9 protein-coding genes are annotated in these 15,284 nt (G+C 64.5%); 4 read left to right on the top strand and 5 right to left on the bottom strand.

From position 1 onward, the window contains the following. Positions 1–7: 7 nt before the first annotated feature. Positions 8–3,760, bottom strand: a complete 3,753-nt coding sequence (locus tag B0G73_RS14215; RefSeq protein WP_106281708.1) for a DUF748 domain-containing protein — start codon at positions 3,758–3,760, stop codon at positions 8–10. A 228-nt stretch (positions 3,761–3,988) separates the two neighbouring features. After that, a complete protein-coding gene (locus tag B0G73_RS14210; RefSeq protein WP_106281706.1) occupies positions 3,989–5,407 on the bottom strand; it encodes a DUF1254 domain-containing protein in 1,419 nt (472 codons plus the stop codon). 293 nt (positions 5,408–5,700) lie between these two features. On the opposite strand from B0G73_RS14210, the gene B0G73_RS14205 reads away from it, so the two are divergent. The 3 genes from B0G73_RS14205 to B0G73_RS14190 all read left to right on the top strand — a co-directional run bounded on the left by B0G73_RS14205 (position 5,701) and on the right by B0G73_RS14190 (position 11,454). After that, complete coding sequence (locus B0G73_RS14205; protein ID WP_106281704.1) at positions 5,701–6,351, top strand: FMN-binding negative transcriptional regulator; 651 nt, start codon at positions 5,701–5,703, stop codon at positions 6,349–6,351. 126 nt (positions 6,352–6,477) lie between these two features. Then, positions 6,478–9,138: a heavy metal translocating P-type ATPase gene (locus B0G73_RS14200; RefSeq protein WP_106281702.1), complete on the top strand. Its 2,661-nt coding sequence runs from the start codon at positions 6,478–6,480 to the stop codon at positions 9,136–9,138. A gap of 342 nt (positions 9,139–9,480) precedes the next feature. After that, the gene (locus tag B0G73_RS14190; RefSeq protein WP_106281698.1) at positions 9,481–11,454 is read left to right on the top strand and encodes a methyl-accepting chemotaxis protein; all 1,974 of its coding nucleotides are present in this window, start codon (positions 9,481–9,483) and stop codon (positions 11,452–11,454) included. Positions 11,455–11,533: 79 nt separating this feature from the next. Here the strand turns inward: B0G73_RS14190 and B0G73_RS14185 are convergent, their stop codons facing one another. Next, the gene (locus B0G73_RS14185) at positions 11,534–12,187 is read right to left on the bottom strand and encodes a glutathione S-transferase family protein (RefSeq protein WP_106281696.1); all 654 of its coding nucleotides are present in this window, start codon (positions 12,185–12,187) and stop codon (positions 11,534–11,536) included. Between the two features lie 219 nt (positions 12,188–12,406). Between B0G73_RS14185 and B0G73_RS14180 the strand changes: the two genes are divergently transcribed. Further along, positions 12,407–13,870: a polyhydroxyalkanoate depolymerase gene (locus B0G73_RS14180; RefSeq protein WP_106281886.1), complete on the top strand. Its 1,464-nt coding sequence runs from the start codon at positions 12,407–12,409 to the stop codon at positions 13,868–13,870. An 87-nt stretch (positions 13,871–13,957) separates the two neighbouring features. Here B0G73_RS14180 and B0G73_RS14175 read toward each other — a convergent pair whose 3' ends face one another. Both B0G73_RS14175 and B0G73_RS14170 read right to left on the bottom strand, forming a co-directional pair. Beyond that, entirely contained in the window at positions 13,958–14,392 is a 435-nt protein-coding gene (locus B0G73_RS14175; protein ID WP_106281694.1) for a cupin domain-containing protein, read from the bottom strand. A 178-nt stretch (positions 14,393–14,570) separates the two neighbouring features. After that, positions 14,571–15,182: a flavin reductase family protein gene (locus B0G73_RS14170; RefSeq protein WP_106281692.1), complete on the bottom strand. Its 612-nt coding sequence runs from the start codon at positions 15,180–15,182 to the stop codon at positions 14,571–14,573. Between the last annotated feature and the right edge of the window lie 102 nt (positions 15,183–15,284).

Raw genomic sequence — 15,284 nt, 5'->3', positions numbered from 1 at the left:
CGCGCGCTCACTTCAAGCCGAAGTCGACCCGCGTCGTCGCACCCTTGTCGTTGATGCCCTCGGCGTTCAGTTTCGGCGCGACGATAAACACGCGGCTGCTGTCGATCTTGCCGTCCAGATACTGCTGCACGCTCTGCGCTCTTTGCTGCGCGAGTCGGCGCAGGCTGGCGTCGTCGATCGGGGCGTTGGCGGCGAGCGCGCTCTTCATCTCGTCGTCCGGCAGGCTCTTGGTCAAGCCGACAAAATTGCGCGGCTTCTTGAAGTCCGCCGACTTGTACGCCTTGCTCAGATACTTGTCGTAGTCCTTCGGGTCGACGGTGACGGTCGACAGATCGACGCTCTCGCCGTTGCCCACCACGTCCTTGATCTTCTGCTGCTTGACGAGGCGATCGACATAGCCGGTGCGCAACGCGGGTTCGTCGACAGCCGGGTCGACGCGGCCGATCAGGTCCATACGGATCGACGGTTTGTCGGACAGCGCCTTCACGATCGTGTCGAGTTTCTGGGTGTCGGCGTCCGTGAGTTTCGCCGAGCCGGGTTCGAACTCGACGTAGCCCAACTCCTCGCCCTTGCCGCCGAACGCGTTGGCGATCAACGAGAACGGCGCGGTCACCGCCTTCTGTAGCAGATTAAGCACGGCGTGCCAGATCAGGCCGCCAATGCTGAACTCGGGATTCGACAGCGAGCCCGACACCGGCAGGTTCACGTCGATTTCGCCGCGCGAGTTCTTCAGCAGCGAGATCGCGAGACGCACCGGCAATTTGGTTGCCGTATCGTTATCGACGTGATCGCCGAACGTGAGCTGGTCGATGAAGATGTGGTTATTCGCGTCCAGCTGATCGTTCTCCAGCTTGTAATGCAGATCGACGTTCAGCTTGCCCTTGGTGATGGGATAACCGGCATATTTCGCCGAATACGGCGTGAGATTGGTCAGTTCGATATCGTGCGCGACTGCCGTCAGATCGAGCGCCGGCTTCGCAATCAGCGGATTGACAGTGCCGCGAATCGACAGCGGGCCATTGGCCGCCAGTTTCGCGGCGATGTCGACTGGCGCGGGCGTGGTGGATTGCGTGCCGAACGCGCCGACCGTGCCCTGAATGTTGACCAGGTTCGCCGTGAAATTCGGCTTGATGAAGTTGTCGGTGTACGTCACGCGGCCCTGTTGCAGGACCAGTTGACCGAAGTGCAGTTTGACCGGGCTTGACGGCGGCGTGGCCGCCGTCACCGTGGCAGGTGCCGCCGATGAAGCCGGCGCGGGCGCAGCCGCGACCGCCGATGCTGGTTGCGGCGTCAACGGCACAGGGTCCGCACCGCTCTTGTCGCGCGTCAGCGATTGCGGCGCGCCGCTTTCATGCGCAACGACGTCCTTCAGGTTGAGCTTGCCCTGCGGATCGAGCAGCACGCGTCCATAGAACTTGGTGAACGTGACGCGGCCCGCGTCGACCACGGTGCCATGCTCGTCGTAATCCGCTTTCAGGTTGGACAATGCCAGCGAGCCCCATCCCGCGAACGGGTCGGAGGTCGCCTTGTCGAGCATGCGGACTTCGACGAGCGCCAGGTCGCCGTGATAATTGGCTTTCAACGACTTTGCCTGATTCAGCGTCAGGTCGCCGTTCGCATTGAGCAGCGCGCTCGCGATCACCGCATTCAGCTTGCTGCCGAAGTACGGCTCGAAGGCCGCTGCGTCGAGGCGGTTGGCGTTCACCTTGACGGCCACCTTGAGCGGCGTCGCCGTAACGTCGCCCTTTACGCCAAGCGTGCCCTTCTTGTTCAGCGTGGCCTGCAGATCGATCGGCAACGGACGGCTCAGATCGTCGCTGACGTTTTGCACCTTCAGTTGCAGCGGCGTGATGTTCAGTTTCACCGGCTGCGGCGTGGTGTTGTCGGTGAAATTGGCAGTGGCGTCCTTCAAGGTCAGTTCGCCGATCTTGTAGTGCCACGCGGGGCCTTCCGCCTGCGCCTTCTTGACCGCGTGAATCGCGGTGCGTTGCGGCGCGGCTTCGTGCTGGCCGGCAAGCGCGGCGAGGTTGATCTTGCCGTCTTTCAGACGCTGCGCATCGACCGCGAGACCGGTCGTGTCGACGCTGGCAATCTCGGCGTTGCGCGCCGCCACATCCACCTGCCTGATCTTGACGCTACCTTGCGCGAGCGAGATCAGCGGGTCCTTGCTTTCGCGCGCCGCGACTTTCAGCGACTGCAGATTCAGTTGCGAATCAGTGACCATCACGGCTATCGGCGACTTCGACCAGTTCGCGCCGACATTGGCGGTGGCGGACAGCGCGCCGTCCGTGATCTGCGCGACGGTTGCGGTGTCGATATACGGTTGCAGCAACGGCAGCTTCAACGACTTCACATCGATCTTCGCGCTCGCGGTCTTCGCGACGAGGCCGAACGCGCCTGCCACGCCGAGCGAGCCGCCGGCGTCCTTGAAATCCGTGTTTAACGTGTAGTGCGCGGGCGCGGTGGCGAGCGTCGAAAAATCGGTTAGCGTCACGGCCAGTTTTTGCAGGCCGACGTCGACGGGCCGCGAGGCGGCGTTGTCGTGAACGTTCACGGTGCCGTCATTGAGCACGAAGCGTTTGATCGACAGATCCAGCGGCGGCGCTGTCTTTTCCGCGGCACTGGAACCGGATGCGGCAAGCGGCGCACTCGCCGCCGGTCGCGCCGTAGCGGCTTCAGACGCGGGAGCAGACGCAGACGCGAACATCTTCTCGACGCTCACCACGCCTTCTTTATCGCGCGCAAGGTTGGCGGTCGGCGCGTCGATACGGATCTCGTCGAAGTGATAGAGGCTCTTCAACGGCTCGAGCGTGGCGGCCGCCACATGCAGCGCGCGCGCCGCGAAGAACGGCGCCTTGCTCTGATCCTGCACGTCCACGTCGTTCATATCGACGGTGCCCGCCACGCGCAGCGAAGGCGCGTCGTTGGAGACCACGAAGTTGAGCTTGAGATCGGTGGACAGTTTGCCGGACTGCACGATGACCGGCAGTTTGGTCGGCACGTACGACATGAGACGCGGCACATCGAGCCCGTCGAAACGCAACGACACTTCCGACTCGCGCGACGCGGCAAACGGCTTGGTCCTGCCATCGATGGCAAGCGGACTGCCGTCGATCCGCGCACGCAGCAAAGGCTCGACGAAGATATCGGTTTTCGACGGCAGCGTGGCGATGAACGGAATCCCGAGCTTCCATTGATCGATCACATGCGTCGCGCCAAGTAGTTTGTCGTCGAACGTGATCTGGCCATTTTCGAGCCTGATGTTCGACACGGAGAACAACGTGGGTTTGCTATCCGGCTTGGCCGGCTGCTTCGAGAATTTCTCGATCAGGTCGGTGAAATTGAAGCGCTGCGCATCGTAACGAACAATATGAAAGCGCGGCGAATCGAGCTGCACTTCGTCGATGATCGGCGCCGCGCGAAACAGCGAACTCCATGACGGCTGCACGATGAGCCGCGAGATATCCACGAAGTCGCCCTCGCCGCCGCGCTCGCCGATATGCACACGATCGGCTTCGAGCTTGAGCGTGTACGGATTGAGCGCAATGCGCCCGATGGTGGCGGGACGGTCGAGTTGTTTGCTGATCTGTTGCTCGGCAATGTGGCGGATCAGCGGCGGCGCCGCGAAGAAACCCAGCAGACCGAACAGTACAACGAAGATCAGCAGACCGGTGATGACACGCCGGGTGCGGCGTGACTGCGCGACATCGCGCATGGTCTGCATGGACGAGGCTAATGATGCTTTATTGAGGCTTGCCATGCTCGGTCTTGGGTAGTGCGGCGGCAAGCCCGCCGCGAAAACGAAAATCCCGCAAGCGGCAGTATAAGTCGTGAATCTTTCGTGGGATATAAATGTAAGGCGTGGCTTACACAATACTCCGCGCAATAGCGTCGCAGGTCCGCCGAGCTGATGCGGCGGACCTGCGACGTTCGATGCGTCAAGCGCTCGTTACTGAAGCGCGGCTGTCACGTCGTGGACACGGAAGCATCATTGGCGCACGACGGCAGGCGGTTGCCAACTGCCGTCGGTGGCCTGCGGCTTGGGTGCGTACAGACGCAGCACCAGTTGCAGATCGGCACGCGGCGCCGGCAGCCAGTTGCCGCTCCGGCTCCGAGTGGACGACACCGTCACGTCGAGCGAGCCGTCGCGATTGCGGCGTGCGCCATTGCGATCGCCGACCGCGAGACGCGCCGGCGCGCTTTCGCCGAGCGCGCCGTCCTTCGTGTAGGCCGTGATCGACCAGAAGCCGCGCACCGGCGGCAACTGATTCGGCGCGAAGTGGATCACGTAGCGGTTTGCGCCGTTGAGCGCACGACCGTCGCTGTCCTGCGTAACGACCGCGCGAACTTCGTCGTCTTTCGTGCCGATGCCCGGTTGCGCATAAGCGGCATAGGCGCGCATTGCGTAGTCGGGGCCGTAGTTGCCCACGGCGTCGCCGAACCAGTTCCAGCCGTTGCCGCTCAGCAAATTGGACGGTGGCGTGACGACGCGTTCATGGCCGTCGGCGAGGCCGGCCGCGATGGCTTCCGGCGCCTTCGGCAGCTTGACCGGCTCGCCGGGCGTCACACCGAGGTCCGAGAGGAACTTGAGCGCGTGCGGATCCGCCGGAGTCGGCGGATTGTCGGGCAAGGCCTGCGCGAGTCGCGTGAAGAAGCCGCTCGCGTCGAGCGCCGCGACCTGCGCGGCCGGCGTGCCGGCAGCGCCTGCGGCGGCGGCGTCGGCATTGCTGCGCGGCGGCGTGATCGACGCGGACCGGCTGTCGCCCGCGTAGACACTCAGCGGCGCGACACGAATGGCGCGCTGCAGCTTACGGACCGCCGTCAGGTCGCGCGTGCCATTCGACTGGATACGCACACTCACCCACGCGTTGCGAGTCGGCACGTCGACGCGCTTCACACCTTTGGGCAAATCCCCTTGCCAACCCGGACCGACAAAGGCGATCGCCTGCGCCTTGATGCCGGCCGCGCGCGTGTCGAACTGCGAACTGGTCGACCACACCACGTTGGTCCACATGTCGAGCACGCGGGCGTCGACATAGCGGCCGTGCGAATCGGGCAGCGAAACGATCACCGGTTCGCTTCCGACGTCCAGCCAGCCGGTCGAATCGAACGTATCGAGACTCGGCTGCATTGGATTGGACGCGCCGATCGGCGGCAATGCCTGGGCGTGGCGCAGCGTATTGAGGGGCGCCTGGCCTGGATTGGTGCCGACCGCCGCATCGCGCGCGACGCCCATCAGCACCAGTGGATAGCCGAATACGTACGAGTCGGCCACTTCGTCCTTGATCCAGCCCGTGGATTTTTGCGTCGCGGTGGGGGTCGACGCGCAACCGGCCAGAAATGCGAGGCCCGCGAACGATGCGCAGGTCCAGTGAATCGAAAACGTTGCTCGGCGATTTTTTATCATTCGTTCAGGTGGCGGAACGTGTGGTCCTAAGGGAGACGCCGGCGTGCAGCGAACCCTGTGTGCGCGGCCTCCCAAAGCCCAACGCAGACAGTCCGCGGTTCGCGATGCCGACAACATCGGGTTGTATCGTATCCTTGCCCGGCAGGCAAGCGCAAAGGCAGGATTAGCGCCGGTTCGCGCGCAAGCCGCCTTTTTGCGGTACGGTTGACGTTTTTTGTCACGTCGCCCGGCACCCTGCGTCTCGGACGGCTTTTCATCATTGCTCTTTCGCCCCCTCGTATCCGGAGCGCTTCATGTACATGCCCGCCCATTTCGAAGAGAACCGCCCGGAGGTTCTCCATCGGCTGATCGCCGAGCAGCCATTCGGCGCGCTGATCACCAACGGGCCGAACGGGCTCGATGCGAACCATGTGCCGTTCGAGTTCGAAGTCCCGTCCACGGCCGGTGAAACGCACGGCATCCTGCGCGCTCACGTCGCCCGCGCGAACCCGGTGTGGCAGGAAGCCGCCGCGAATCCGGAAGCGCTCGTGATCTTCCAGGGTCCGGCCGCTTATATCTCGCCTAACTGGTATCCGAGCAAGCACGAAGCGCATCGGCAGGTGCCGACTTACAACTATATGGTGGTGCATGCCCACGGCCGCATCGCCGTGCGCGACGACGAGTCGTTCGTGCGCGGCCTGGTGGCGCGTCTGACGCGCAAGATGGAAGCTGGCGAACCGGTGCCGTGGAAAATGGGTGACGCGCCCGCTGACTTCATCTCGCAGATGCTCGGCGCGATCGTCGGTATCGAGATCGAGGTGACACGGCTGGTCGGCAAGTGGAAGCTCGGCCAGAACAAGGCGGCGGACGACCGCCGCGGCGCGGCCGAAACCCTGCTGGCGCGCGTAAGCGACGAACAGAAGGCCGTCGGCCAAGCCATGCTGGACGCGCCGCCGGCCTTCTGAGCGAGCGTTCCGGCGATGTGCGCGCGCCTTGAAACGCGTCCCGCAATTCGTCCTTGACCTTCCCATCATGGGAAGGTCAATACTGGGTTCATGATGCGGCCGATGCCGCCACGAGCCTTGCCTACCATGACCGAACTTGCCAACTCGCAGCGCCCCGCGGACGCTGCCGCCTCTTCCGCCCGGATCGCCGAACTCGACATTGGCGGAATGACTTGCGCCTCGTGCGCGCTGCGCGTCGAGAAAGCGCTCAACAAAGTGCCGGGCGTCGCGCGGGCATCGGTGAATCTCGCCACGGAGCGAGCGCGCATTGAAAGCGACGCCGCCGTCGATCCCGAGACGCTCGCCAACGCCGTGCGCAAGGCGGGCTACGACGCCACGCTGCCCGCCGCCACGGACACGCCTCCGCCTGTTGCCTACGCGCAGCAATCCACGCAACTGGCGATAAGCGGCATGACCTGCGCCTCGTGCGCGATGCGCGTCGAAAAAGCGCTGGCGAAAGTGCCGGGCGTGCTGGGCGCGTCGGTGAATCTGGCCACCGAAACCGCAACCGTCAGTCTGGATGGCGCGGCCGCCGCGCCGGACGCGCTGATCGCCGCCGTCAAGAAAGCGGGCTACGAAGCGAGCTTGATCGTGCCGCCGGATGCATCGGCCGCGACCGACCACGCCGACCACGTTGCGCCCACCGACCGCAAGCGCGACCAGACCCGCCGCGAACTGGCCGCGGTGCTCGCCTCCGCGGTTCTGACGCTGCCGCTCGTCGCGCCGATGCTCGGCGAATGGTTCGGCCTGCACGCGATGCTCTCGCCATGGCTGCAACTCGCGCTCGCCTCGATTGTGCAGTTCGCATTCGGCGCGCGCTTCTATCGCGCGGCCTATCGCGCCGTGCGGGCCGGCGCGGGCAACATGGACTTGCTGGTGGCGCTCGGCACGTCGGCGGCGTATGGCATCAGTGTCTACGAACTGGCGACCCATCCGGGCGACATGAATCATCTGTATTTCGAGGCGTCGGCGGTCGTGATCACGCTGGTGCGTTTCGGCAAGTGGCTCGAAGCTCGCGCCAAGCGCCAGACCACGGACGCTATTCGCGCCCTCAACGCGCTGCGTCCGGACCGTGCGCGCATTCGCGTCGGCGCCGACGAACGCGACGTGCCGCTCGCGCAAGTGCGGCTCGGCACGGTGGTGCTCGTGCGCCCCGGGGAGCGCGTGCCGGTCGACGGCGCGGTGCTCGAAGGCCGCACGCATATCGACGAATCGCTGATCACCGGCGAAAGCCTGCCGGTGCCGAAGCAGGTGGCCGACGCGGTCACCGCCGGCTCGATCAACGGCGAAGGCGCGATTGCCGTGACGACCACCGCGATCGGCGCGGAAACCACGCTCGCGCGGATCATCCGCCTTGTGGAAAGCGCGCAGGCCGAGAAAGCGCCGATCCAGCGCCTCGTCGACCGCGTCAGCGAGATCTTCGTGCCGGCGATTCTGGCGATTGCCGCGCTCACGCTGGTGGGCTGGTTGATCGCGGGCGCCGGCGGCGAAACCGCGATTCTGAACGCGGTCGCCGTGCTGGTGATCGCGTGCCCATGCGCGCTCGGCCTGGCCACGCCGGCGGCGATCATGGCCGGCACCGGCGTCGCGGCGCGGCACGGCGTGTTGATCAAGGACGCCGAAGCGCTGGAAACCGCGCATCGCGTGACGATCGTCGCGTTCGATAAAACCGGCACGTTGACGCTCGGCCAGCCGTCGGTGACGGCGTTCGAGCCGATCGGCGGCATCAGCCGCGACAAGGCGCTGGCGCTTGCGGCGGCGGTGCAGCGCCATAGCGATCACCCGTTGGCGCGCGCGGTGTTGAAGGCGCATGAAGTCGCGGCGGCGAACAACGGCGATGCGACGGCGGCTGACGCCGGCGGTGTGGTGGCAGGGAGAACTCGCGGTGCGGCGGCAGCGAGCGCCGGCGGTGCGCTGGCAACGGACACCGGCGTCGCGGCGGCGTCCGGACAAATCCCGTCGCAGCATGCGAGCGCCTCGCGCGCGGTTGCAGGCCGTGGCGTCGAAGCGGACGTCGACGGCCGCACATTGGCGCTCGGCAGCACGCGCTGGCTCAATGAACTCGGCATCGACCTGCCGCCGGAACTCGCCGCTCGTGCTCACGAACTCGAAGCCGCGGGCAACACGGTTTCCTGGCTCATGCAGCGCGATCCGCAAGCGCCCGCGGCACTCGCCCTGATTGCTTTCGGCGACACCGTCAAACCGAGCGCACGCGCCGCCGTCGAAAGGCTCGCGCAGATGGGTATCCAGAGCGTGCTGCTCACCGGCGACAATCGCGGCAGCGCGGCGAGCGTGGCGAAGGCGCTCGGCATCGACGAATTCCACTCGGAGGTTCTGCCCGACGACAAGGCCCGCGTGATCCGCGACCTGAAAATCCGCAGCGCCGGCATCGTGGCGATGGCGGGCGACGGCATCAACGACGCCCCCGCGCTCGCCGCCGCCGACATCGGCATCGCGATGGCGACGGGCACCGACGTCGCCATGCACGCGGCCGGCATTACGCTGATGCGCGGCGATCCGGCGCTCGTGGCCGACGCCATCGACATCTCGCGCAAGACGTGGCGCAAAATCCAGCAGAACCTGTTCTGGGCGTTCGTTTATAACCTGATCGGAATTCCGCTGGCCGCTTTCGGTTGGTTGAACCCGATGCTCGCCGGCGCGGCGATGGCGTTTTCGAGCGTGAGCGTCGTGACCAACGCTCTGCTGCTGCGCACCTGGCGCGGCGCGCAGAATCTCTCGGCGAGCTGAGCGAACGCGCAGAGCGATGCCATGCGGGCGGCCGCGCCGATTTCGGGCGTTGTCACGGCGCTCTGTGGCTGTGCGCCTGACGCAGCGCGCAAGTCGTTCGACGCACTGAGCGGACGCAGACAGAAATACCCGGCACACGGCGGGGCCAATTTGCAGCGCCGCCACCAACGCGCTATTGCGGTGAGCCGCGCATCGAAGCGCTCCGCCGACAGCATGGCCAATTACTAAGTGCTTTCAAATCCCTAAAGAAAGCGGACGTCGCAGCCGTAAACAAGCCATCGATGCCGGGCATGCCTATGCATGGCTCGCGCGCGCCTGTTCTCCTTTACTCGAAAGACGCCCATGGAATTTCTCTCTTTGCGCCGCGCCAGCGTTGGCGCGCGGCTCGCCATTCTTTCGTGCATGCTGGTGGCGTTGATTTTCGCCGCGTTCACGTGGGCGCTCACCCGCACCGCCGGCCAGCAGATCAGCGATCAGGTGCTCGAACGCATCGCCGATAAGGACCGCTCGATCGCCGCAATGATCAAGCTGTTCGACAAAGCCTTGTCGAACGAGGTCGATCGCTCGATGTCGCTGTTCGCGAGTTTCCTGCCCGCCGGCTACACGCTCGACGAAACCCAGAAGGTCGACATCGGCGGCGTCGCCACGCCGACCATCAAGGCGGGCGACAAAGTCCTGAACATGGATTTTTCGATCCCCGATCTGTTTCTCGAACGCAGCGGCGCGGTGGCCACGATCTTCGCGCGCAGCGGCGATGATTTCGTGCGCGTCACCACGTCGCTGAAGAAGCAGGACGGCTCGCGCGCGATCGGCACGCTGCTCGACCGCAAGGCGCCGGCCTACGCGCTGCTGCTCGCCAACAAGCCTTATACGGGACTTGCCGCGCTCTTTGGCAAACGTTTGATCACGCAATACCGGCCGATCACGGACGCAAGCGGCCGCGTGATCGGCGCGCTGTTCGTCGGCGTGAATGTGGATAAGGAAATCCAGTCGGTGCAGGACGGCATTCGCAACCTGAAGATCGGCGATAGCGGTTATTACTTCGTCGTCAACGCGTCGAACGGCGCGGATCGCGGCAAGCTCATCGTGCATCCGGCCGCCGCCGGCCAGAGCGCCGACAACGCGAACGCACCGTATCAGCAAATGCTCGACATGAAGGAAGGCCAGCTCGAATACAGCTCCGCCGATGCCACCCTCGGCGAACGCGGCTCGCACGACAAGTTCGTGTCGTTCGTCACCGTGCCGGAATGGCAATGGCTCGTGGGCGGCGTCGCGCCGCGCGACGAAGTGATGGCCAACGTCATCACCACGCGCAACGAATTCCTGCTGCTCGGCTTCGTGCTGGTCGGCGTGTTCGCGGCCGGGTTCCTGTTCGCCGTGCGACGCCTTGTGAGCCGCCCGCTCGACGAAGCCGCCAAGGCGTCCGAACGTTTCGCCTCGGGCGATTTGAGCGTGCGCGTCGCGAAGGGCGCGAACGCGCGCGCCGATGAAATCGGCCGCCTGATGCAGTCGATCGACGGCATCGGCGAAGGTCTCGCGCGGATCGTTTCGCAAGTGCGCAATGCATCGACGGATATGTCGCAGGGTACCGAAAAGATCGCTACCGGCAGCGGCAATATCGCTGCGCGGATCGCCACGCAGGCGAGCAGCCTCGAAGAAACGGCGGCCAGCATGGAAGAGATCACCTCGACCGTGCAGCAGAACGCCGATCACGCCGCGCAAGCCAACACGCTCGTCACGCGCGCAGCCGATGCCGCGCTCGAAGGCGGCCGCGCGGTCGAACGCGTGGTGTCGACGATGGGCGAGATCAGCCGCTCGTCGCAGAAGATCGCCGAGATCACCACTGTGATCGAAGGCATCGCGTTCCAGACCAATATCCTCGCGCTGAACGCAGCGGTGGAAGCCGCGCGTGCCGGCGAGCATGGCAAGGGCTTCGCGGTGGTGGCTTCGGAAGTGCGCGCGCTGGCGCAACGCAGCGCGGCTGCGGTGAAGGAGATCGAGAGCCTGATCGCGACGTCCACGGCAACCGTGCAAAGCGGTTTCCAGATCGCCGAAGAAGCCAGCTCGACAATGCAGGGCATCGTTCAACAGGTCGGCCAGGTGCGGGCGATCATGGGCGAAATCAGCGTCGCCTCACGCGAGCAATCGGGCGGCATCGAGCAGGTGAATCTCGCCGTCACGCAAATCGGCGAAGCCACGCAGCAGAACGCGACGATTGTCGGCGAGGCTGAACTCGCGGCAGCCGAGTTGCGCGATCAGGCCGCGCGTCTCGCGCAAGTGGTCAGCGTGTTCAAACTGGAAAGCGGGCGCGATTGAGGCAGGGTTGTCACGGCGCCGTGCTGCCTGATGCAGCGCGCGCCGCCTGCCGTTGCAACAGTGGAAATGCCTCGCTTCGTCAGAACTCCACATCCAGTTCGTCGATCTCTTCCACTTCCTGTTGCGCGTCGGCGATCCACTCCTGCATCTCGGGCAGTGCCATGATCCGCTGCCCGTATTCGACAATCTCCGGATCGAGTTTGACGTCGTAGGTCACGAAACGCGTCACCACAGGCGCGTACATCGCGTCCGCCGCAGTGCGCTCGCCGAACAGAAACGGGCCGCCGTACTGCTTCAGACAATCGCCCCAGATCGTCACGATGCGGTCGATATCCGACTGAGCCCGCGCCCACACCTTGAAGCCTGGAAAGTGCGCTTTGAGGTTCATCGGCAGAGCCGAACGCAGCGAGCCGAACCCTGAGTGCATTTCGCCGCAAATCGAGCGGCAATGCGCGCGGGCGCGAATATCTTCGGGCAGCAGTTTCGCGCCCGGTTTCAGTTCATTCAGATATTCCGCGATCGCCAGCGTGTCCCAGACCTTGATGCCGTCATGAACGAGGCACGGCACGAGGATCGACGGCGAAAGCAGCAGGAGTTCGGCGCGCGCCGCGGGGTCGTCGATCGGCATCACGATCTCTTCAAAAGGCAAACCGCTAAACTTGGTCAGCAGCCAGCCGCGCAGCGACCACGACGAATAATTCTTGCTGCTGATGGTGAGCGTGGTATTCGCCATACGATTCTCCTCCAGATGAGGCGCTCGATCGGCGCCCGACGCCATGCGTGCACGTTGCCGTGCGCACGCGCACCAAAGCGCGGCAAATTCGGCCCGTTCTCCCGACCGGCGCAAATGCTATGCCAACGCGACGGCACGGCTGCGCGAGTGCGTATGCATGCATGGCACATGACTTGCCTTTATTTGGGCTCCTTCCTTTTCAGCATTCGTGCGAAGGTTATGAACCTGTTCGCATATCCCACATACCAGGCTTTCGCCGACATGATGCTGCCAATGCGGCACGGCGCGGCGCTGGTGAATCATTCGCTCGACGCATGGCCTGCGTTCGGCGAGACGTCACATGGACGTTCGATCCGCGCGGCCTGCGAGTTGTTGACGCTGGCCGGACTCACGCCCGTGCGGCCGCCGTTCGAGATTGACAGCGTGATATCGGAAGGCAAAGCCGTGGCGGTCGTCGAGGAAATCGCGGCGCACACGCCATTCTGTTCGCTGCTGCATTTCCGCAAGGCAACGCCGCCGTCGGCGCCGCAACCGCGCGTGCTGGTGATCGCGCCGATGTCCGGCCACTTCGCGACGTTGCTGCGCGGCACCGTGCGCACGATGCTGGCCGAACACGACGTCTACATCACCGACTGGCACAACCCGCGCGACGTGCCGCTAAGCCAGGGCCGCTTCGGTTTCGACGAATTCGTGCAGCACGTGATCGACTTCACCGAAACGATCGGACCCGGCGCGCATCTGCTCGCCGTTTGCCAGCCGACGGTCGCCGCGCTCGCCGCGGTCGCGCTCATGGCCGCCGACGATCATCCCGCGCAACCGGCGAGCATGACGCTGATGGCCGGTCCGCTCGATACGCGTATCAACCCGACGCGCGTCAACGAACTCGCCAAAAGCAAGCCGCTGGAGTGGTTTGAGCAGAAGCTGATCAGCGCGGTGCCATTCGGTTTTGCGGGCGCGCACCGGCGCGTGTATCCGGGCTTCATGCAGTTGACCGCGTTTATGGCGATGAACCTCAACCGGCATCTCGACTCGTTCGAGACGATGTATTACGAGCGCGCCAAAGGCGATCCGGCAAAGGCCGACACGATCCGCACGTTCTATGAAGAATACTTCGCGACGATGGATCTCACAGCCGACTTTTATCTGGAAACCGTCGATACGGTTTTTCAGCGGCATGCACTGCCGTTGCACGCGCTCGAAGTGAAAGGGCGCCTCGTCGAACCCTCGAAGATTCGCCGCACCGCGTTGCTCACCGTCGAAGGCGAGAGGGACGATATCTGCGCCGTCGGTCAGACGCTCGCCGCGCAGGACATGTGCGACAAGTTGCGGCCGTATTTGAAGACGCATCACGTGCAGACCGGCGTCGGGCACTACGGCGTGTTCAATGGACACCGCTGGGAGCGGCACATTTACCCGCGCGTGCGCGCCGTGATCTACGACAACGAACCGCGCGCCGTGCTGGTGAGTTCGCGCGCAGGTACGATCCAGCCGGTGCCGGCCGCGACGGCTGCAGAAGTCACTCCAGCAGCGCCGGCGGCAACGGCGGTGGTCGATGTGGAAGTGGATGCGACGACGACGAACGCCGCGAACGGAACTAGCACCACGTCAAGTGCGAGTCCGACGGCGGCCATCAAGCCGCAAGCGTCACGAACTCCACGCAGACGGCCGCCGGCGGCGCAATGAGTTGCTGTTCGGACGCGCGCGGCGGCTGTCCGCTTGCTTGCTTGCGTAGTACCCGCTATTCAAGCGTGCAGCCGCCTTCTACGTTCGCTAAGCCGCAACGCTCTTCCACGGCGTCACGGTCGGCACGTCGCACGGCCCTTCGACTTCGATGGATTTGAAATCGGCCGGCGAGACGATTTCGATGTACTCCATATCTTCCGAGTAGTCGAACAGATAGTGGACGATGCCAGGCGCCTGATGCACGCAATCGCCGGCGGCGACGAGCGTCTCCTTGTCGCCATACATGAAGCGCGCCCAGCCCTTCAGCATGATCACAATGTGGAAATCGGCCTCATGACGGTGCCAGCCGGTGCCTTGCTCTGGTGCGTGGTTCGCCTTGACGAGTTGCGCGAGCACCTTGCCGCCGGTCGCCTGCGCGATGCCTAAATCACGGTAGAGAAAAAAGTCGCGTAAGCCCTGATCCTCATAGGACGTGTCTTGCGGACGGACATGACTGAATTGCGTGGCGAATTCGGTGGACATGATCGCGCTCCTCGCGAGTGAGCCGGCAGTTGAAAACGACGCGTTGGAGCGTCGGTTGCAAGCATCAAGCGCGCCAGTGTGCGGGCGCTGCATTTTGCTTTTGCGCGTTTTCGGAGGCGATGCCCATGAATGTCGCGCCATCTGGCGTGGCGCGACGTGGTTTTGAGCGCTGCGCTGTCTATGCCGTCGGGCGGAACATCTGGAACATGTCGCCGATTTCCGCGTAGTCGGCGCGGTAGCCGGCACGCATGATCGGCTGCGCGGCGTGGGTGTCGAACAAGCCGTCTTTCAGATACGCCTCGTTGATATGCACGCCGACCACTTGCCCGAGCGACAGATAGTTGTCCATCGGCTTACCGTCGAGCGTATGCAGCCGCACCACTTGCAGCAGTTTGCATTCGAGCGCAGCCGGCGATTCCGCGACGTGCGGCACGGCCACGTTGCGGCCCGGCGCGGGCGTGAGGCCCGCGAGTTCGAATTCGTCGACGTGGGGCGCAACGGGCGCCGACGAGCGGTTCATCTGCTCGGCGAGCGGTTTGGTGGCCAGATTCCAGACGAATTCGCCGGTGGCTTCGATGTTGGCGACGCTGTCTTTATGGCCTTCGCTGGAGAAACCGATGATCGCCGGAAAGCTGGCGAACGCGCCGAAGAAACTATAGGGCGCGAGGTTCAAGGTGCCCGCGGTGTCGCGCGAAGAAATCCAGCCGATCAGACGCGGCGCGACGATGGCTTTGAACGGATCGTGCGGGAGGCCATGGCCGGTGGCGGGATCGTAGAAGTAGTGGGGCATGGAGAATGGGGCCTTGCGGATGGGGCGAGACGGCAGTTATACCGCAGAGCGGCGCAGGCTGCTGGGCGGGCCTTGAGTGCGAGGCCTCTCTTCACGCCGCGT

Origin of the sequence: Paraburkholderia sp. BL25I1N1 (genome assembly GCF_003002025.1) — a bacterium.
Taxonomy (GTDB): domain Bacteria; phylum Pseudomonadota; class Gammaproteobacteria; order Burkholderiales; family Burkholderiaceae; genus Paraburkholderia.
Note: the sequence above shows the minus strand (reverse complement) of the source record. Positions and strands in the feature narration are given on the sequence as shown.

Bases quoted from the DNA above. Each gene is read 5' to 3' on its own strand.
- B0G73_RS14215 (WP_106281708.1), bottom strand. From the start codon at position 3,760: ATGGCAAGCCTCAATAAAGCATCATTAGCCTCGTCCATGCAGACCATG.
- B0G73_RS14175 (WP_106281694.1), bottom strand. From the start codon at position 14,392: ATGTCCACCGAATTCGCCACGCAATTCAGTCATGTCCGTCCGCAAGAC.
- B0G73_RS14200 (WP_106281702.1), top strand. From the start codon at position 6,478: ATGACCGAACTTGCCAACTCGCAGCGCCCCGCGGACGCTGCCGCCTCT.
- B0G73_RS14180 (WP_106281886.1), top strand. From the start codon at position 12,407: ATGAACCTGTTCGCATATCCCACATACCAGGCTTTCGCCGACATGATG.
- B0G73_RS14205 (WP_106281704.1), top strand. From the start codon at position 5,701: ATGTACATGCCCGCCCATTTCGAAGAGAACCGCCCGGAGGTTCTCCAT.
- B0G73_RS14210 (WP_106281706.1), bottom strand. From the start codon at position 5,407: ATGATAAAAAATCGCCGAGCAACGTTTTCGATTCACTGGACCTGCGCA.
- B0G73_RS14190 (WP_106281698.1), top strand. From the start codon at position 9,481: ATGGAATTTCTCTCTTTGCGCCGCGCCAGCGTTGGCGCGCGGCTCGCC.
- B0G73_RS14170 (WP_106281692.1), bottom strand. From the start codon at position 15,182: ATGCCCCACTACTTCTACGATCCCGCCACCGGCCATGGCCTCCCGCAC.
- B0G73_RS14185 (WP_106281696.1), bottom strand. From the start codon at position 12,187: ATGGCGAATACCACGCTCACCATCAGCAGCAAGAATTATTCGTCGTGG.